We start from the raw sequence: 18052 nt of genomic DNA, 5'->3' as shown, positions 1-18052 counted from the left end.
TATGGATTACTTTTTGTTTTTTTTGGCATTATTTAGTGGCGGATTTATGGCTTGGGGGGTTGGTGCAAACGATGTTGCTAATGCTATGGGTACATCAGTAGGATCAAAGGTCATTACAATTAAGCAGGCCATTCTAATTGCTGCAGTGTTTGAAGGGCTTGGTGCAATATTTGGAAGTGGTGGGGTGACGGATACCATTCGTTATGATCTCCTTGATATAGAATTTTACCAAAATGACATGATGGTTCTTGCATATGGTATGATAGCATCATTGCTGGCTTCTGCAACCTGGCTGATGCTGGCAACGAATAAAGGATGGCCAGTTTCAACGACTCACTCAATCATTGGCGCCGTTGTTGGCTTTGGTATGGTTTCTCAGGGGCCTTCAAACATTCAATGGATACAAATTATATCAATTGCCGCATCTTGGCTGGTTACACCAATAATCTCAGGTATAACTGGGTTTATTATCTTTAAGTTGGTTCAAAAGCTGGTGCTGCGGCATGCAGAGCCAGCATATTGTGCGTTGGCTTTTTTCGCAGCATGTATAGGTGGTTTGGCATTTTTAGCGGGCCAGTTTGTGCTTGATCAGGTTGACATTCAGAGAGGCTCTGAAGGATTGAGTATTATATTTGCCGCTATTTTTGTCAGTGGGGCATATTATTGGCGGCAAAAAAGCTTGTCTAAAGGCTTAAGTTATCGTCAAAAGTGTCAAGAAGCGGAGCGAATATTTGGCATGTTGGCGTTGATAACTGCGTGCATTATGGCGTTTGCCCATGGGGCCAATGATGTTGCAAATGCGATAGGACCTTTGGCATCCGTTATTGAGATTCTTAAGTTTGGTAGCTTACAGGTTGGCTCACCGCTGCCACCCTGGGTGCTTGGTTTTGGTGCTGCTGGTGTGGTATTTGGCTTGGCGATATTCGGTTATAAAATTATGGCAAGTGTTGGTAGCAAAATAACGGTTTTATCTCCTAGTAGAAGTTTTTCAGCACAATCAGCAACGGGTATGGTTGTTTTGGGTGCATCTTGGTTTGGCTTTCCCGTATCGACAACACATACACTGGTAGGCGCTGTGTTGGGTGTAGGCTTGGCGCGAGGGTTGGCTGCTGTTGATTTACACGTCGTTCGGGGCATCTTCATGTCGTGGGTTATCACAATACCTGCTGGCGCTTTGTTCTCAATATTCTATTTTGCAGTCTTTGGGGTTATGTTTTGAGTCGTTCTATCATTGTTGGTGATATCCATGGTTGTTTTTTTACGTTACAGGCGCTATTAAAACAGCTGTCATTTGATGCCTCAAGTGACTGTTTGTATTGCCTGGGTGATTTAATAGGTAAAGGGCGTTTCAATGAAGAGGTCTTAAGTTTTTTTGCCTCATTGCCCAATAAAAAAATGGTGCTAGGGAATCATGAGATCTCGTGGCTTCGTTCATACATCGGCATGTCGCCAGAGCGAGAGGACCTATTGGCGCTCTCTCGTTCTCCCAAAAGTGCGGATTGGTTTGATTTTCTCAAACAACAGCCTTTTTTAATTCAGAAAGATTTTGGTTTTTTGGTTCATGCGTCTATTGCCCCTGAGTGGCAGAGTAGTGAGGCGTTGGCCCTATCAGGGTGGCTATCGGAAGCACTCTCTTCACAGCCAGAGTTTTTTTTCCAGAAGGCTCATGCCCCTGATGTCCTTCGCTGGGACCCTCAATTGCCAGAAGAAGACAAACGATTTTTGGCTTTACAGATATTCACCCGGTGTCGATATTATCAAGAAAATGGTGTCCTGGCGTTAGATAACACAGGCCCACCTGAGGCAAATTTGCAACTTGTGCCGTGGTATATGAAGCCACGCCTTATTTCTGAAACTGTTTGGTTTGGGCACTGGGCCTCATTAAAAGGTAGAGCCTTAGAAAGAGATATCCATTTAGATGGCGGGGCAGTATATGGCGGTGATTTAATTGCGATAGATGCCAATAGTCGGCAGTGTTGGAGGCAAAAAAGGGTTGTTGAGGATGAATAAAAAACAGCGTGTAGCAGAAGCTGCTTTAGAGGTGATTAAGCCAGATCTTAAGATTGGAATCGGCACTGGGTCAACGGTTGATTGTTTGATTGCATTATTACCAACGATTGCTTGCCCAAAATTCTTTGTTTCAAGTTCTCTCAGAACAACAGAGCAGCTTGAAGGATTGGGTTTTGAGGTGCGCTCATTGAATGATGTTGGTCCATTGGATGTCTATATTGATGGTGTTGATCAGGTGCTGCCATCATATATTGCGTTGAAAGGCAAAGGTGGCGCGCATACGCTAGAAAAAGTATTGGCAACTGAAGCCAAAAAATTTGTTGGAATGTTAACAGATGATAAGCAGGTTAATATTTTTAATGAAGCAATCCCTGTTGAGGTTTTGCCTGAAGCCAGGTCAGCAGTATCTAGGCGTATTGTTGTCATGGGAGGGGTGCCAATATACCGGCAGGGAAAAACTGATTTGGGTAATGATATCATCGATGTGCAGGGGTTTGAAATGACAGATCCAGAAGCACTAGAAGAGGCGTTATTACAGCTCTGTGGTGTGGTTGAAGTAGGTATATTTGCAAAACGCCGTTTTGATCAATTGTATATTGTGGATAGTTTTGGTAAAGTTATTGAAAAAAAGTATGATAGAGAAGACTTGGAGAGCTAAGTGAACAAATTGGCAAAAAGATTTAGAGGGTTTTTGCCCATCGTAGTTGATATAGAAACAGCAGGATTTAATCCTGAAACAAACGCGTTGTTGGAGATTGCTGTTATATTTGTTGATTATGAAGATGGTGTTTTGGTTCCTATCGAAACATTTCATGAGCATGTGATCCCTGAGCCAGGTCTCATTTTGGACCAAGATGCACTAGAGTTTACCAAGATTGTGCCGGATCATCCCTTTCGATATGCAATATCAGAGAAAGAGATGTTGGTACGCCTTCAGTCAAGAATAGAACACCATTGTGAACAGCTGAACTGTTCCAGGGCGGTATTGGTTGGCCATAATGGGCAGTTTGACTTGTCATTCATTCAGGCGGCACTTGCCAGACAGCAGTTATCGATGTTATTACACAAATTCTTGGTCTTTGATACGGCAACATTGAGTGCTGCCTTTTTAAGAGAAACGGTTTTAGCGCGTGCGGTTAGAAAAGCGGGCATGCCTTTTGATGAAGCAGAGGCCCATGGGGCATTGTATGATGCAACCGTGACCACGGATTTGTTTTCTGAGTTAATTAAGCGCGCAGATAGTCTTAAGCGGTAAGTGGGTGGATGTCCGCCTGAATGAGTTCACGTGCCATTTTCATGGTAACTTTTTTCTGGGTTGAGTGTGCGTAGGCTTCAATCTCTTTTAATTTACATAAAAGTTTGCTGATGTTCCTGGTATAGTCTTTGATCAGTAATTGACAGATATCTCCAGAAATGGTGGATTGGGATTGTTCTAAGTGTTGCATAAGGATTTGATATGTTTCATTTGGCGTATAGGGGAGTAGCTGTATAGACAACATGGATTGCTCTCTTGATTGCAAATCTTTTCGTTGGAACTGACACTGGCTGCTTTTGCTCCAAATGAGTTTAGATCCAGAAAGCTCTGCATGGTTATAAAGCCGAAATAAGTTGTGCTCTAAGTCAGAGTGCTTGGTAGCAAGATGAACATCATCAATACAAATTAAATCTCCTGCTATAGGTTGCGAAAAGAACATTTCTATATCAGCTGGGTTACGCAAAGGAATAAATGAGGCTCTTCTACCAGACTGCTGAAAGAAGTGACATGCTGCAAGTAAAAGGTGGGTTTTGCCAGTCCCTTGGTTCCCTTCGATAATAATCATCGACTCAGAAGGGTTCTTGATATAATATTCCAACATCTTTTTTGCATCACTATTGGTTGGGCAGGTAAAGTTATCAAATGTTTTTGTGCTTGTGATTGAAAGATCTAAGGTTTGTTGTAGCGCATGGGTCATTTTGTGTCCTTAATATAAGACGTTGAGGTTATTACCCTGCATATTACGATTTATTTAGTATTCTGTCTATAATGATGTTTTGTTGATTTTCCAGCTTAAAAATAAATAATAAATATGGGCTATTTTATTTGACATGGGCTATGTGGAATGTTACCTTTTGGCATTGAAAATAAAGTTATTTAGTTGGAGAAACTCATGGTAAGATCAGAGCTCAAATATTGTTTGGGAGATAAATTCTCAAGTTGGCAGTCAGAAGATATTTCATACGCAACTTCTCTTGTGTTTGAAATTATGACACAAACACTGGTTGAGGGTGGCAGAATAGAGCTAAGAGGTTTTGGGACTTTTGAAGTTAGAATGCGCGCCCCAAAAGATGCCCGTAACCCAAGAACCAGAAAGTCAGTTCGTGTTGGAAAAAGAGGTCGAGTGCATTTTAAGCCAGGTCGTGCGATGCGTAATATTGTAGATGCTTCTCGAGTCAGGTTCCCAATTAAGACAAAGGACTTACCTGAAAAGTACCCAGTTAAGGAAGAAGAAACAGCTTAACGCTCCTTTACGAAAAGCCCCATTTTGGGGCTTTTTTAATCGCCTCATATATATATCTGGTTTTTCCTTCGTGCTTATAGAGAAATTTAATCAATAAGCATATATAGTTTATTTGCAATTAAAGCCTAGGCGCTCATAAGTAAATATTTATGTTATAGCAAGATATAATCAGCTCATTACAATAACTATATGTTGATAGGTATTTGTTTTTGTTGATTTCTTTCTGTTTTTGCTGTATATTAAGATACTTAAAATAAAAAAGGTTAAAATTATGATATTTGTTATTGCGTCCCTTATGAAAAAAGCTAGTGCCTACTTTGTGGGTGAAAACTCGAATTCTTCTGAAAAGTCTACTACTGAAAATGCTGTTAACAGAGTCGCTGATGATACTAATGAGAGTGATTCGCAATTGTGGAGTCTCATTAAAAGCACCTCTTGTTTGCTTAATGCAGACCTTCCTCCTAATAGGTTTGACGGTATTGTCGAAAGAGCGATCATGGAAGCAATTATTGATGAAGCTGCTGAGAAGGCTGAACGAAACGACATGCAGGGCATGCTCAGTAGGATGACAGAGGTGTTTGACAAAAACGCTGAAGCAGCTAAGAAGAAGGCTGCTGCTGTTAAGGTTGCTTCTAAGAAGGCTGCTGCTGATGCTGAGAAGGTTGCTGCTGATGCTGCGAGTAACAGTAGGGTTCTACCGATACTAAATAGTATCTTAAAGTTCCTAGTGGTTGCTCTAGTTCTTGCTGGGGTGTCTCATACGATGCTTACAGCTGTGATTGTGAAAACAGTTGCAGACTTTATTGCTGTTGGTATTGCTGGTTTTGTTCCAGTAATAGGTTCATTGTACTGTGTTAAGGAAGCTGCTAGTAAATCAGTAGAATTGTATCGTGGGGATACAGCTACAGTTGATACTCACAATGGTGCCGGTAATAACGCTATTAGTCCTGCTATTTCTTTTTAGCAAGGATTGTTTGTATCTTTAAAAGCCCGGGTTTGACCTGGGCTTTTTTTTGCTCCTTTATTTTTTGGATCTATTGTGGTGTCATCCAAATGCTAATATATATCTTGATTGGTTGTGGATATTAAGAGGGGTTTGTTATAAAAAAACAAATACTTGTTTACATGTTGTAAAATTGTTGTTGTAATAGCTTTAATTAAAAAAGAGAAAAAATATGAATAACATTAAATTAAAATCTGGGCCTATTAAGGCATTGGGTCAGCCTGTTGCTGCTGTATTATCTGGAACTGTTGCATACGTCTTGCTTGCAGTTGTTACTGTGCCATTTTCTCAGCCACTAGTTGCTGGTTCTGTTTTGGTAGCAGGGCTTGCTGCTGTTGGTTTTACTGCTAAATTTACAGCCGACACAATGATTGATATTAAAAAGATGATGCCTTCGAAAGAAACGTTATCCGCGGCTTATGGTACGGTTCAAGATAAGTTTTCTTCTGCTAAGACAAAGTTATCTGCTATTAAGATGCCTTCATTTTCTTTTGATGTGAAAGATTCTTTAACAGCTGCTAAAGATTGGGTTGTAGGTTCGTTTTCTGCTATTAAGACAAAGTTTGGCGCTATGTTCAAGCTTAATAATGCAGAAGCTCCAGGATCTACAAATGTACATGGTAACGTTGATATTACTGCTGCTGCTGCTGCTCCTGTTAATGCTGCTGCTTCTGTTAGTGCTGATGGTCTTGGAATGGATGTTTAGTGTCTAAGATCTGATGCATGATTTTCTAAAAATCATGCTTGTCTTAAAAGCCCGGGGGTATCCTGGGCTTTTTTTTTATGTTAGCATTGAATCGGGAATCAACGTAAATGATTGGTCATGCCTTTTATATGAAAGCAGATATTCATTTTATCAAACAATAACCTTGGGTGGTAATTTGAATTGAGGGATTGACGAATATGATTATAAGTGCTAAGATAACCAAATTAAAAAGAGAAAAAACATGAATAACTTTATAAAAACACTACCTAGTAATTTTGCTAGTGCTTCTAAGGCAGTATATAATGTTTTAAAATATCCTGTGCTTGGTTCTACTTCTGGTTTCGCGGCTTACATATTGCTTGCAGTCATTGTTGTACCATTTTCAAAGCCGCTTGTAGCGGGTTCTGTTTTGGTTTGTGGGCTCGGTGCAGCTTGTGTATCTGTCTTTGCCCTTTATAAGACTTCGGCTGCTGTATTTTCAGGTATTGTGGGACTAAAAGGTATGATGCCTTCAGTGACTATTAAGAAAGGTGCTTTTTCAAAATCTGCTACTGCGGTTAAAGATGCTTTTTCAAAAGCTGCTGTTGCGGTTAAAGAGTATTTTCCTGAAGATGCAGAAGATGTTATGTGTTTGCTTCTTTTGCCAGTGATAACTTTGATAGATCTGCTTGCTCCGTTCGTAAAGGCTGTTGAACAGACGCCTTCTGCGGTTAAAGCTGCTGCTGAGAGAGTTGCTTGGTTTCAGGAGGCATCTCGGGTGAATGATTTATGTTCTGATTATGATCCTACCCAGGGAGTAGATCGGGATAAATTTGATGCTTTCTCTAAAAATCTATAGAGACTATCGTACGATTTTCTAAAAATCGTGTTATCTTAAAAGCCCAGGTTTTTTCTGGGCTTTTTTATATCTTTTACTCTAAGGCCAGTGTTTTGCTTTTTTGGGGATATTGTGGTATAATATAATCAAACAATAACTTATTAAGAACATGAAAATTAATATAAAATCATTTGACGATCTCTTAGGTTTTACGGCACTTAACATTGTTTCAGGTTTTGTGGCGTATCAGTTACTGTTTTCTGTAGGAATTGCTTCCCCACAAGTCTTTGTTGTAGCTGGAAGCGTTGCTTTCTCTTTTGCGGGGGTAACCGCTTTTTTAATGGCCCATATTGTCTTAGGGGGCTATAGGCTATGGGGTGAACGGGTTAATCATTTAAATCATATTCAGTGTAAGAGTCAATTAAATACTCAAGGCAACCCCGCCTCTCAAAGAATTTTGCGGGCTGAAGAATACTCAATTAATCAGAGGTTACCCAACCGTATTTGGAGCGTATGGTTTGCAAGTAGTACGCCAGAGCCTATAGGTGAAGAGTGGAATACATGGGTTGACCCCCTCGGCTTGGGCGATTCTTTTTATAGCAGTAATGGTGAAGTAGACGACCCTTTAGATAGCAGTGATGAAGACGATATGGATCAATATTTAATCACAAGCTTATAGTAGCCCGTCAATACCAAGGGGTTGACTTTGTTGCCTTTTTTTGGTAAAATACTTTAAATTTAAAAAAAATAGGAAAATAAAATGGAAACATCTTTAAGAAATATTTTAATTGGTTCTGGCATACTGGCTGGTTTGGGTTTATTTGTTAAATACAGGCATGATGCTGCTACTGCTGAGAGACAAGCTGCTGCTGTAAAGATTCAGAGTGCTTTTCGTGGCTTTATTGGTCGTAAGCAAGCTCAGAGGCAGGCTACTATAAATCTGCTTAATGCCCATATTGCTGATAGATTTAACGAAGTTAGGGAGCGTGCTTTATATGCAGAAGCTATTGATGCAGTTCCAGCACCTACCACTGTCGTTGGTCGTGCAACAGATGTTGCATATGACGGTGCTAGAGCTCTAGCTTTTGATGCTTCTAAGGGAGCTGTTGCTGCGAGAGACGGTTTGCGTGATGTGAGAGAGGCGACTGTAGAAGTGACTGGTAACGCCGCAGGTGTTGTTGGTGAGTACGTAAATCAGGCTGCAGAGGTAATGGCGCCGGTTATGCCTGTTGTGCGTGAAGCTACAGTAGAAGCAGGTCGAGGTATGGCAGCTATGGGACTTTTTGCAGCAGGTCTGGCCTATAACGGTACAGCATATGCGCGTCGACAGGTTGTTAGCGTTGCTCCTGTGGTAGGACGCATGGCGGTTGACTTAACAGCTGGTGTTGCTGATTTGGCTGGAAGGTCGGTTAGTCAGGTTGCAAGATTGGCTGGCAGTGCTTCTGCCCAGGAAGATGAAGCGTTTGAGATGGTTGATATGGCAGAGGCTGGCGATACAATAAGATTTAACAATCTTGCCTGTAGAAAAGCCTAATTACTCATTTGGCTCATTGATAAAAAGCCCGGGGATTCCCGGGTTTTTTTTTGCCTTAGGAAACTTCTGGTAATGTAATGCCTTCTTGGCCCATGTATTTTCCGGCTCTATCTTTATAAGAGACCTCGCAGACCTTGTCGGCGGATATAAAGACCAGCTGTGCAACGCCTTGGTTGGCATAGATATATGCTGGAAGAGGCGTGGTGTTAGAAAACTCTAGTGTGATATGGCCTTCCCACTCAGGTTCTATTGGGGTAACATTGACAATGATGCCACATCTTGCGTAGGTTGATTTTCCAAGGCAGATGGCGATAACGTCCCTCGGCATGCGGAAATATTCTACTGACCTGGCTAGGGCAAAAGAATTGGGTGGTATGATGCAGCGGTTTCCTTCAACATGAATAAAGCTTTTAGGGTCAAAGTTTTTTGGGTCAACAACGGTAGAGTTCATATTGGTGAAGATTTTGAATTCTGCAGCGCAGCGTAAATCATAACCATAACTAGAGGTTCCGTATGAAACAATGGGATCTCCGTTGGTGTCAGCACGAACCAGTTTGGGCTCAAAGGGTTCAATCATGCCTTGTGCGGCTTGTTGCTGTATCCATCTATCGTTCTTTGCGGCCATCGTATCCTCCTTGTTGGTATAGGGTATTCTACCAAATATTGTTATGTCTCTCACGAGGTATAGACTTTGGTTTGGGTTCATATGTATTATTAAGAGCATAGTTGCTTTTTTAAGGAGGTCTTTGTATACTTAATCGGGGATATTTGAGATAGAAATGAAATATTTATTATTAGGTCTTTGTATTTTTTTTGCGGCTTTGGGAGTGTACGTGTTGAATGATGTGAATAAAAACCCGGTATATTATGTGTTGGTGGGGCCTCCTGGTGCTGGAAAGGGGACACTTGCTTTAAAATTGGCAAAAGAAGAAGGCATTCCGGTGATTACAGCGAGCTCTGTATTGAAAAAGAATATGACCCCAGGCTCCGAAGTGCAAGAGCTGATGTCAGCAGGAAAATTTGTGCCAGATAGCTTGGTGATGTCATTGTTGGCAAAAGAGCTGGAAGGCAGTCAATATGCAAAAGGAGCCATATTTGATGGTTTTCCTCGAACCATTGCTCAAAGTGAGTTTTTTGCACAAGTGGGCATTCAAGTTGATTTGATGATTGTGCTAGAGATTGAGGATGCTAAGATCGTAGAAAGAATGGGAGGTCGACGCATTCATTTGCCTTCTGGTAGAATGTATCATATTGATCATATGCCGCCTAAGGTTCCAGGCAAGGATGACGAAACTGGTGAGCCACTGGCTCAAAGAGAAGATGATCGAGCAGATATTGTTGAGGCGCGCTTAAAAGATTATCATAAGCTGACTTTTCCTATCGTCGCGTGGGCTAAAAAGCAGGTTGACAATCCTCAGGGCGTGGTAAAAAACATGGTATTTGTTGATGCAAGCCAAAGTTTTGATCAGGTTTGGGAAACGCTCTGTCAGCAGCAAAAAGCGCTTGATGGACCAATGACGTCATGCTAGTTAGGTTGTGGCTATTTGGATGTTATCAAAAGGGTTGGTTGTAGCTTCTGAATAGCCAGTCAGTTTTGCGCAGAGATGCTGTGCCAGCTGGATAAACTCAGGATGCGCTATGGCTTTCGTGTCTCTAAATGCGGTGTTCATTGGAATGGCATAGCTTTCGTCTGAGTCGGGATTGTCATTCTCTGCAAAGTTAACAATGGTTGATAAGATGGGTGACTCTAGATGGTTGAGCATACTCTTATAGCGGTTAACGTCAAGCATTGCGAGAGGGTGTGGGGTTCCAATTAATAGGTTTGTGGTTAAAGCCAGCTTTTGTATTAAGGTTAGGTGAACATCTCCCGTTCCTGGAGGTAAATCAATGAGTAGGTAGTCGATGTCCTGCCACTCGGTTTGGGAGTACATCTGCATTAACGCTTGTGAGATCATGGGGCCTCGCCACATGAGTGCTTTTTCCGTTTGTGCCAAAACACCAATTGACATGACTTGAATCCCGTCACGGTTGAAGGGGATGATTTTTTTGTCAGTGGTTATCTTGGGTTTTGTGTCTAAATGAAATAAGAGGCCTTGGCTAGGGCCATAAATATCAGCATCAAGTACGCCAACTTTTGCGCCACAATGATGTAATGCTTGTGCAAGTAAATAGGTGATTGTGGACTTGCCAACACCGCCTTTTCCTGAGCCAATGGCGATTATGTTTTTTATTTTTGGCGGCATGGTTTTTTTGCTATGAAAAGTGGGAATGTCTTGAACAATGGTTAAATCGACAGATTCCTTTCTTAAGGCCATGGTCAGTTGGTTGTGGATGTGGGCTATTGGGATTTTAAACCGAACTCTTCCGTCTTGAATGTCAAAGATATGGTTGATGTTTGGTAGCTGAGATATCTCAGGAATACCACTTAATATCTTGTAGATGGTTTGATTGTGGGAAAAATTTTGCATCATTGCTATCAGTTTTTGCTATTGAGATCCTAACAGTTTTAAAGGGATATGGCTAGAAGAATCATAGGTGCTAGAGTTGAGGTCTGTGATGATTGTAATGAGAAAATAAAGGGTGAAATGGTATGGTGCAAGCTATTGCATGTGTTATGGATTCATGGTACAAATGGTTGATTCTTATTAAGACCAATGATGAATAGTTATATTAAGTGGAGTGGTTTAGCGACATTGATTTTTTTTCTTTTGTTGGCTATAGCAACGCTCTTTTCCAAGGTGAATGCAATAGAAGATCGCTTGGTACAGCAAAGTGAAGCGTTGGTAGCCTTACAGCATCGCTCTAAACTTGATGTTGCTCCTATTAAAGATGATGGTTCGGTAATATTGGCATTGGCAAAACATGCAGTAGCTACCGGGCAATATCAATTGGCTGAGAGCTATCTTGATTCGGTTTCTGTTGAAGTTGGTCGTGATATTCGTGGAGACTTGGTTGCGCGCCAAGCATTTCAGAAGGGTTTTCAGAAGCGGGTCTTGGCGGTTTGGCAAAGTATTCATGAGGGTGGTGATCAAGAAGTATATTATGCACTTAAGAATGTGGTGAGAATCACATCACGAGAGCAAACGGTGCCAGATTTTATGCGTCTCCAGCAGTTATTGTATTTTTCATATCATGCGTCAGAAACAGGATTTCTAGGCTGGGAGGGCATTAAGCAAGAGCTGATGCTGTACGCAAGTTCTTTGGGTGATACGCACCAGGGTATTCGAGATCAGTTGTTAGAAATTTGTGCGCTTGAGGAGAGAGGATGATACGGCCAATATTGTATTTAACGTTTCTGGTTGTGGCTTTAGGGTTTATCCTTCTGGATGAGTCCGCGGCACAAGTTTCATTTTCCTATGGACCGTCGCATATTGCACTCAATGCATGGTTTGTCTTGTTGGTTGTGATTTTGGTCTACTTGTTGGGTGCATGGTTAATTGTTCAGGGACGGCAGTTGATGTATTTGCCTAAGCAGTATCGAAGCTATCGTCAGAGACGATTGGTTCAAGAGCGAGAGTATGCGAGAGGACAAGCAATGATTTATGCGTTGGCAAATGATTTTGAGATCGCTGTTGGACATTTGCCGTTAGAGTCAGATTGTGCTGAGTTTTCAGACTATATCTTACATGCCATTTGGGTTAATAAACTGGGTGATGTTAAAAAATTAGAGGATATTATCAGCCAGATACAAGGTATGAGAAAAGTACCCGAGGGCTGGATTATATGGTTTCGGTCGTATTTATTATCCGAAAGGGGCAAGTCGGACCTTGCTGCGGATATGTTGCTCGATGCTATTGATAGCGGCATGTACAATCAACGCATTGCTCAAGCTTTTTTTGCTCAGGCCTCTCCCAAAAAGCATTATTCAGCATTATTGAAACACTACTCGTTATTGTGCCGTTATGTGGATCAAGGCAGTGTCTATTCTCGACTTCTTGAGGGCGCAGGTGTGTATTTAGATGGTTATATAGCTAAAGGAGATTGGGATGGTCTTCGTAAAGCGTTAAGCCAGCTTCCGAAGTGCCTGAAGTCTGATCCAAGTATGACTTACTACAACGTAAAAGCACTGTTGGCTCAAGGCAGTGACCAACAGGCGCTGCATCTTTTGGCTCAAGTGGGTAATTTGCAGGAGCGAGACATGCCGCTGTTGGCGGCCCTTGATGTGCCTTATGATCAAAAGATTTCCTTGCTAAACCAGCTTCTAGAAAAGGACAGTGATAACAAGCATCTGAAATACCTTCTGTCTTATGTTCATGCGCAAGAAGGGGCTGTGACTGATGTTGTCAAAATGTTAGAGAGTGTGATGCAAGATGATCAGTTGTCATGAGTGGTGAACTCGCCTGTGCTTAAGAGAATTTCATCAGTCTTCTCATTTACGATGACCCACTTTTTGGTTGGAAGCATGATTTCAAGCATCTTCCATTTTTCTTCATGATTGGTCGAAGATTGGGCCAGTAAACAAACTTTAGCGCTATCTTCAGGCAGTGATACATCTTTTTGTAGTGTATGCTTGGTTATGTGAATGGGCTCTTGGGTGAGTACTTCTGTGCAGTTAGGGGCTATTTTAACTTGGATGTCCTGATCACTCATGTTCAGTATATTAATGATGGGAGTATCGTTTGCTACGACCCATGCAGCGATACAAGAGAAAATAAAGGATTTAAGTAATATTTTGTTCATATAGTCGCCTAGATTGTATGGTATTATTCGTCAGTGTGCCGATCATATTTCGAAAAAAAAGTTTTACTTCTTGAGAAGGAATGAAGTCATATAACATATCTTGTAGTTTTATACGAGGAATGCTTTGTTGCGAGGGTTTGTCTTTTCCGATAAAGCCTTGGTGTTTGTTAAATTCAATATAGGGTTCGGTAATATGAACAATGTCAATTCCATAACCTGTTGCTTGAAATAAACGCAGCTCAAAGAGTCTTAAAGCTGCTTCAATAGGGATTCCTGATTGGATGGCATCAAGCGTGATGACATATTGATCATAAAGCAATGGGTGTGGATCAGACTGATAACAGAATTTATATATGACTTCATTGAGATAAAGACCACAGTATAAAGATCTTCCTTGCAAAATAAGAGGGGAGGACAGTGGTGCATGCAGTGTGGTTCGCTGTCGATTTTGAGTCGTCTGGTATGGGCTAAAATAGTGTAGTACTTTTTTAGTGGCGGTGGTTATCGATTTCATGCCATCATTGCGGTTAAAGAGATACACAAACTTTTTCTTTTCATTGAGAGCTCTTTCATGAATGATGTAAGCAGGGTTTGGGGTCATTTTAAGGCTAGTCCATTTATCTTTAGGCGATTAGAGCAAATGAGGGCACCTATAATATTGATGATAATTAATGGAACTGTGTCTGAAATAATGGCTCCCAGTACGCCATAGCGGGGGATTAAAGCAGACAGAAGTAAGCAGCACCCGATTAAACGAAAACCTTTTAGGTAAAGCGCATAATGGCCTAGTTCAGAGTGAACCACTATTCGAAGAGGAATGGACGTGATGATGGCAAGACCAAACAGTATCATGGCGGTGATGAGTAGTGGGAGAATGCTTAATGGTGCGCCAATATAGGCGAGTAGCGAAGTGCCAAATATGATTGTGATAATGCAGCCCAAAAGAATGATGACAAGCTGTAGTTTGCTAATAATTTTAATGAGTTTGTTGAGTCTTTCATGGTTGGTGTCAAGTAGGACGCCTAGTTGTGAAGATAGGTAGGTATGTAATGGTGAAATGAGCGCGAAATATGCGATAACAAATAGTAGGATAATGGCATACTCACCAACATAATGTTCAGGAGACAGTATTTCTAGCGCTAACAGTGATAAAATAATGCTAAAGTGGTGTGATATGGTGCTGGCCCAATAAATGCTAGACTTGGTATACCAGTGATTATGCTCTTGAATGGCGTACCCGGAGGCAAAGTTTGGTGCATATTGGGTTTGAGATATGAACAAATATAATACCAGAACAGTCGCTTGGCAGGTTAAAAATAAACCAATGGTATACATGGTTTTGGTGTTGATGGTGAATATTCCTAAAATAAATACGGCAGTAATGAGAATGTTGGGTAAAATAGTTACAAATGATGCCACGCTTTTATTCAGTGATTTCTGAGCCAAGCTTAAGCAAGACAGGATAATAAAAAAAGCCAATATGGGTAAGAAGAAAAGGGTAAAGTGGAAGGGACTGTCCTGAAAGACATTGACGAAAGTTTCATTATTAATGAGATAAAACAAAAACCAGGTTGTGGCCAGACCTATTGTAAGAATGAAGGCAGAGAGTGAAAGATTTTTAAAGAGCCATGTGGTGACAGAAGTCCGTTGAATGTATTTGTGTGACTTTTCATATTGAGGCATATAAATGGTTAAGGAAAACTGTTTGGCAATCGTAAGTAATGCACAAAGCATCGATAGTATTTTGAGGCTGACAGCGAAGTTTCCGTATGATGCAATGGTAATATGCTGTAGGATATAAATATTTGCGCTATAAAAGACGCCATAGCATATGATGCCTGTGCATAAAAGCCAAATAATGGCTGTGTCTTGTCTGTTGGTATCCAAATCAATTACACGTATTCCCTTATGGATAGGTTAATATACTTTCGCAGGGTTAGCAATTAGAAAAAAAAGTAAGCATTGATCCTAGTCCTTTTCCTCAAGACAATGCTGCTGGCAATCGAGGCGGCAATACAGGGGATACCTTGGGCTAAAACAGCCCCCCAGATGCCGTAGGTTGGAATGAGCAATACGGCTATGGTAGCAATGCTAAAAAATTGACAGGCCATAATGAAAGACAAGGCTTGCTGATTGCCGGTATAGTTAAGCATTTCGTGAGCAGGATAGCCTAAGTATTGTATTGCAGTGAGCAAAGACAGAAGCATTAAGGGCTCGTAGGCACTGGCAAAACTATCACCGTAGCCAATCAAGGTGGCCTTGCCAGTATAGGCTAGCCCGCAAAGTACACCAAGGATAATGAGCCATCTCGCTTTATTGATGGTGTTGAGCTCATGTTGTAGCTGCGCAATTTTATTGGTAGAGTAATAGTTGGCAATAAGAGGCTTTAAGTAACTATCAAAGGGTTTGGTGAGAAGGTGGAAGCCATAAAGTATAGACCATAAGGCAGAAAAGTGTCCAACAACCGCTTCACTACTGCCGTGTCTTTCAAGAAAGAATAGTGCAATGGATGGGGTGCTTTTTATAATAAGCGTACTAAACGTATAAAAAAGCCCTGAAAGTTGCCATTCTTTTTTATCTGATTGGTCGTAAGCAGGTGATAACTTGAAAGGACCAAAATAGCCATGGGCGCAATAGATTAAGCTGGAGAGGGCAAATGCTATTGTGTATGCAAGCAGTGCGATGGCAGCTGATGGTGGCCAGATTTGTGATATAGGATATAATAGCGCGATGAAGATTAAAGGTTGGTAAATTCCTCTAGCCAATGATGAGACAAAAAATTGTTTTAGATATAAGAAAAAGCGTTCATAAATACCACAGATAACGATAAATGGGATGGCTGTCCACGCAATCCAAATATGGGGGTTTACCAACACCGTGGGCAAGAAAGTATGTAGATATAGTTGATGGCAGCAGATAATTAGAGCAAATACAACAAGGGTTTTAAGCAGTGTGCTAGAGATAATCCAGCGCACAAGGCCGGTTTGTTTTTCTGGCTGATTTTTGTATTTTGCAAGGTACATTAGAATGGTGGCTTCTTGCCCCATAACAAAAAGGTGTGCCAGGTTGTGTGCCAAGCGCAGCGATACAGAAAAATCACCAAATCGACTGGCACCGATCCATTGAGACGCAGCGCCCGTGGCTATAATAGTTAAACGCCATGAGATTAATGATAAGATGAAGTACAGTAACAAATGAATGTTGAAGACGCTTTTTTTTTCAAGAGGTCCCTGGGTAGATGGCACTCTTGGCTGTATGTTACTGTTCAATGTTGCTTGGCTCGGTTACTTTCTGGCTTAGTTTTACCCATACCTTTAACATAATACGCTTTTTTAATATTATTTGAAGCCTTTTTCTTGCGGTCTGACCAATCTCTTTGATTCTAGTTCCGTCTTGGCCAATCAGGATCTTTTTTTGCCCAATATGTTTGACATGCAGGTTAACGTGGACTTCAAGAATCTTGTCTTTTTGAACAACGTGGAAAATCTCAATGTGTGTTGTATAAGGCATCTCAGATTGGAGCTGCTGCATTAGTTGCTCTCTAATCATTTCCTGAGTTAGAAACGCAACAGAGTGATCATGAATGTGCTTTTTATTGAACATGGGAGAGTTTTGAGGCAATGCATTGGTAATCTCTTCTAATAGGATATCGCAGTTGGTGCCATGTTTGGCGCTGGTGGACAAAACTGCTTGATAGCAGGATTGTTCTTGGAGTTTGGCAATAAATGGTAGGAGCTCATGTGGCTTGAATCTGTCTATTTGATTGATGACCAGTATTTTATGTTTGTTCATAGGTTGTAGGAACTCATGAATATATTGATCTTTGGCTGTCCATGTTGGTGGTGTAATGAGATGGCAAATAATATCAGCGCTACTAACAGCACTGTATGCGATTCGATTCATGGTCTGATTTTGTTGGCGGTGAATCATGTCATGTATCCCTGGCGTGTCAGAGATAACGATTTGAGCACCCTTGGTGCTTAATACGCCTTTAACTTCATACCATGTTGTTTGAGGTTTGGCGCTTTCAATAGCAATTGGCGTCTTGAGTAAGTGATTCGTTAAGGTGGACTTTCCAACATTGGGTCGTCCAATGAGACACATGTATCCAAATTTACTCATGACAAAGTTCCTGGTTTAATTGTTGAAGCATGGCGGTTGCAGCGGCCATTTCTGCGCGCCGCTTTGAGTTGTCTATGCCTTGTGTGGTGTGAGTGCAGAGTTGGCATTCGATAAGATACGTTGTGCAATGCTCTTCCCCAGACCGTTTTATGATTTGGTAGACAGGGGGCTTGAGTGATTTTTTGTGTGCATGTTCCTGGAGTCGGCTTTTAGGGTCTTTTAGTATCAAGCAGTTGATTGTTTTTAGTCGGGGGAAGAACAGTTTAAGAATGATGAGTTCACTTGCAGAAACACCACCGTCTAGGAAAGCTGCTCCAATAATGGCCTCTATAACATCAGCGCGAATGGACTGGCTAATTGCTTGGTTTTTATCAACCCGTATAAAGGCGTCAATATCAATTTCTTCACCAATTGCCGCCAGTATGTTTTTGTTGACCAATTTGGACCGCGCAATAGATAAGTTGCCTTCTGACATATCTGGGTGTTCGGTATAGAGCAAATATCCAATATAAAAGTTTAAGGCACTGTCCCCTAGAAATTCCATTTTTTCATAGTGGCTTTTACAGGCGCTCTTATGGGTAATAGCTTGTTGCAACAGCGACCTGTCTTTAAAGACATAGTTAATTTTTTGTTGTAGCTTTGCCCATGCGGTCATAAACGGCCTCTTTTTTAATCTTCAATT

The 18052-nt window shown here is 41.2% G+C and carries 22 protein-coding genes; 13 read left to right on the top strand and 9 right to left on the bottom strand.

What is annotated here, in order from left to right:
• The first annotated feature begins 1 nt into the window (after position 1).
• The 4 genes from MKS91_RS02475 to MKS91_RS02460 are packed head-to-tail and all read left to right on the top strand — an operon-like array spanning position 2 to position 3265.
• Positions 2-1219 (top strand): inorganic phosphate transporter, encoded by a 1218-nt coding sequence (locus MKS91_RS02475; protein ID WP_258569261.1) that lies wholly within the window; start codon positions 2-4, stop codon positions 1217-1219.
• Positions 1216-2010: a symmetrical bis(5'-nucleosyl)-tetraphosphatase gene (locus MKS91_RS02470; RefSeq protein WP_258569260.1), complete on the top strand. Its 795-nt coding sequence runs from the start codon at positions 1216-1218 to the stop codon at positions 2008-2010. The genes MKS91_RS02475 and MKS91_RS02470 overlap by 4 nt, the downstream gene beginning before the upstream one ends.
• On the top strand, positions 2003-2668 hold the full coding sequence (rpiA, locus tag MKS91_RS02465; protein ID WP_258569259.1) for a ribose 5-phosphate isomerase A: 666 nt from the start codon (positions 2003-2005) through the stop codon (positions 2666-2668). Before MKS91_RS02470 ends, rpiA begins: the two co-directional genes overlap by 8 nt.
• Complete coding sequence (locus tag MKS91_RS02460; protein WP_258569258.1) at positions 2669-3265, top strand: exonuclease domain-containing protein; 597 nt, start codon at positions 2669-2671, stop codon at positions 3263-3265.
• On the opposite strand, the gene MKS91_RS02455 is transcribed toward MKS91_RS02460, so the two are convergent.
• Positions 3255-3962, bottom strand: a complete 708-nt coding sequence (locus MKS91_RS02455; protein ID WP_258569257.1) for a DnaA ATPase domain-containing protein — start codon at positions 3960-3962, stop codon at positions 3255-3257. The two genes, MKS91_RS02460 and MKS91_RS02455, sit on opposite strands and share 11 nt — an antisense overlap.
• Before the next feature lie 195 nt (positions 3963-4157).
• Between MKS91_RS02455 and MKS91_RS02450 the strand changes: the two genes are divergently transcribed.
• The 6 genes from MKS91_RS02450 to MKS91_RS02425 all read left to right on the top strand — a co-directional run bounded on the left by MKS91_RS02450 (position 4158) and on the right by MKS91_RS02425 (position 8568).
• Positions 4158-4508: an HU family DNA-binding protein gene (locus tag MKS91_RS02450; RefSeq protein ID WP_258569256.1), complete on the top strand. Its 351-nt coding sequence runs from the start codon at positions 4158-4160 to the stop codon at positions 4506-4508.
• 295 nt (positions 4509-4803) lie between these two features.
• On the top strand, positions 4804-5472 hold the full coding sequence (locus tag MKS91_RS02445; protein WP_258569255.1) for a hypothetical protein: 669 nt from the start codon (positions 4804-4806) through the stop codon (positions 5470-5472).
• 211 nt (positions 5473-5683) lie between these two features.
• Positions 5684-6217 (top strand): hypothetical protein, encoded by a 534-nt coding sequence (locus MKS91_RS02440; RefSeq protein WP_258569254.1) that lies wholly within the window; start codon positions 5684-5686, stop codon positions 6215-6217.
• A 241-nt stretch (positions 6218-6458) separates the two neighbouring features.
• Positions 6459-7055, top strand: a complete 597-nt coding sequence (locus tag MKS91_RS02435; protein ID WP_258569253.1) for a hypothetical protein — start codon at positions 6459-6461, stop codon at positions 7053-7055.
• Positions 7056-7203: 148 nt separating this feature from the next.
• Entirely contained in the window at positions 7204-7713 is a 510-nt protein-coding gene (locus tag MKS91_RS02430) for a hypothetical protein (RefSeq protein WP_258569252.1), read from the top strand.
• Between the two features lie 81 nt (positions 7714-7794).
• Positions 7795-8568, top strand: coding sequence for a hypothetical protein (locus MKS91_RS02425; protein ID WP_258569251.1), 774 nt, complete (start codon positions 7795-7797; stop codon positions 8566-8568).
• A 55-nt stretch (positions 8569-8623) separates the two neighbouring features.
• Here the strand turns inward: MKS91_RS02425 and dcd are convergent, their stop codons facing one another.
• Positions 8624-9193 (bottom strand): dCTP deaminase, encoded by a 570-nt coding sequence (gene dcd / locus MKS91_RS02420; RefSeq protein ID WP_258569250.1) that lies wholly within the window; start codon positions 9191-9193, stop codon positions 8624-8626.
• Positions 9194-9347: 154 nt separating this feature from the next.
• On the opposite strand from dcd, the gene MKS91_RS02415 reads away from it, so the two are divergent.
• On the top strand, positions 9348-10097 hold the full coding sequence (locus MKS91_RS02415; protein ID WP_258569249.1) for an adenylate kinase family protein: 750 nt from the start codon (positions 9348-9350) through the stop codon (positions 10095-10097).
• On the opposite strand, the gene MKS91_RS02410 is transcribed toward MKS91_RS02415, so the two are convergent.
• Entirely contained in the window at positions 10098-11039 is a 942-nt protein-coding gene (locus MKS91_RS02410; protein ID WP_258569248.1) for a P-loop NTPase, read from the bottom strand.
• A gap of 267 nt (positions 11040-11306) precedes the next feature.
• Here MKS91_RS02410 and MKS91_RS02405 point away from each other — a divergent pair, with 267 nt between their 5' ends.
• Positions 11307-11837, top strand: a complete 531-nt coding sequence (locus MKS91_RS02405) for a hypothetical protein (RefSeq protein WP_258569247.1) — start codon at positions 11307-11309, stop codon at positions 11835-11837.
• Entirely contained in the window at positions 11834-12895 is a 1062-nt protein-coding gene (locus MKS91_RS02400) for a tetratricopeptide repeat protein (RefSeq protein ID WP_258569246.1), read from the top strand. The genes MKS91_RS02405 and MKS91_RS02400 overlap by 4 nt, the downstream gene beginning before the upstream one ends.
• On the opposite strand, the gene MKS91_RS02395 is transcribed toward MKS91_RS02400, so the two are convergent.
• From MKS91_RS02395 to rnc, 6 genes are read right to left on the bottom strand one after another with little or no spacing between them, the layout of a single operon-like run.
• Positions 12883-13248, bottom strand: a complete 366-nt coding sequence (locus tag MKS91_RS02395; RefSeq protein ID WP_258569245.1) for a hypothetical protein — start codon at positions 13246-13248, stop codon at positions 12883-12885. The two genes, MKS91_RS02400 and MKS91_RS02395, sit on opposite strands and share 13 nt — an antisense overlap.
• Positions 13229-13849 (bottom strand): DNA repair protein RecO, encoded by a 621-nt coding sequence (recO, locus tag MKS91_RS02390; RefSeq protein WP_258569244.1) that lies wholly within the window; start codon positions 13847-13849, stop codon positions 13229-13231. The genes MKS91_RS02395 and recO overlap by 20 nt, the downstream gene beginning before the upstream one ends.
• Positions 13846-15135, bottom strand: a complete 1290-nt coding sequence (locus MKS91_RS02385; RefSeq protein WP_258569243.1) for a hypothetical protein — start codon at positions 15133-15135, stop codon at positions 13846-13848. The genes recO and MKS91_RS02385 overlap by 4 nt, the downstream gene beginning before the upstream one ends.
• A gap of 56 nt (positions 15136-15191) precedes the next feature.
• On the bottom strand, positions 15192-16517 hold the full coding sequence (locus tag MKS91_RS02380) for a lipopolysaccharide biosynthesis protein (RefSeq protein WP_258569242.1): 1326 nt from the start codon (positions 16515-16517) through the stop codon (positions 15192-15194).
• Complete coding sequence (gene era, locus MKS91_RS02375; protein ID WP_258569241.1) at positions 16507-17370, bottom strand: GTPase Era; 864 nt, start codon at positions 17368-17370, stop codon at positions 16507-16509. The genes MKS91_RS02380 and era overlap by 11 nt, the downstream gene beginning before the upstream one ends.
• Entirely contained in the window at positions 17363-18025 is a 663-nt protein-coding gene (gene rnc, locus MKS91_RS02370) for a ribonuclease III (protein WP_258569240.1), read from the bottom strand. Before rnc ends, era begins: the two co-directional genes overlap by 8 nt.
• Positions 18026-18052 lie beyond the last annotated feature (27 nt).

The organism is Candidatus Synchoanobacter obligatus, assembly GCF_024259865.1.
Taxonomy (GTDB): Bacteria; Pseudomonadota; Gammaproteobacteria; order Comchoanobacterales; family Comchoanobacteraceae; genus Synchoanobacter; species Synchoanobacter obligatus.
This window is presented reverse-complemented; position numbering and strand designations above follow the sequence as displayed.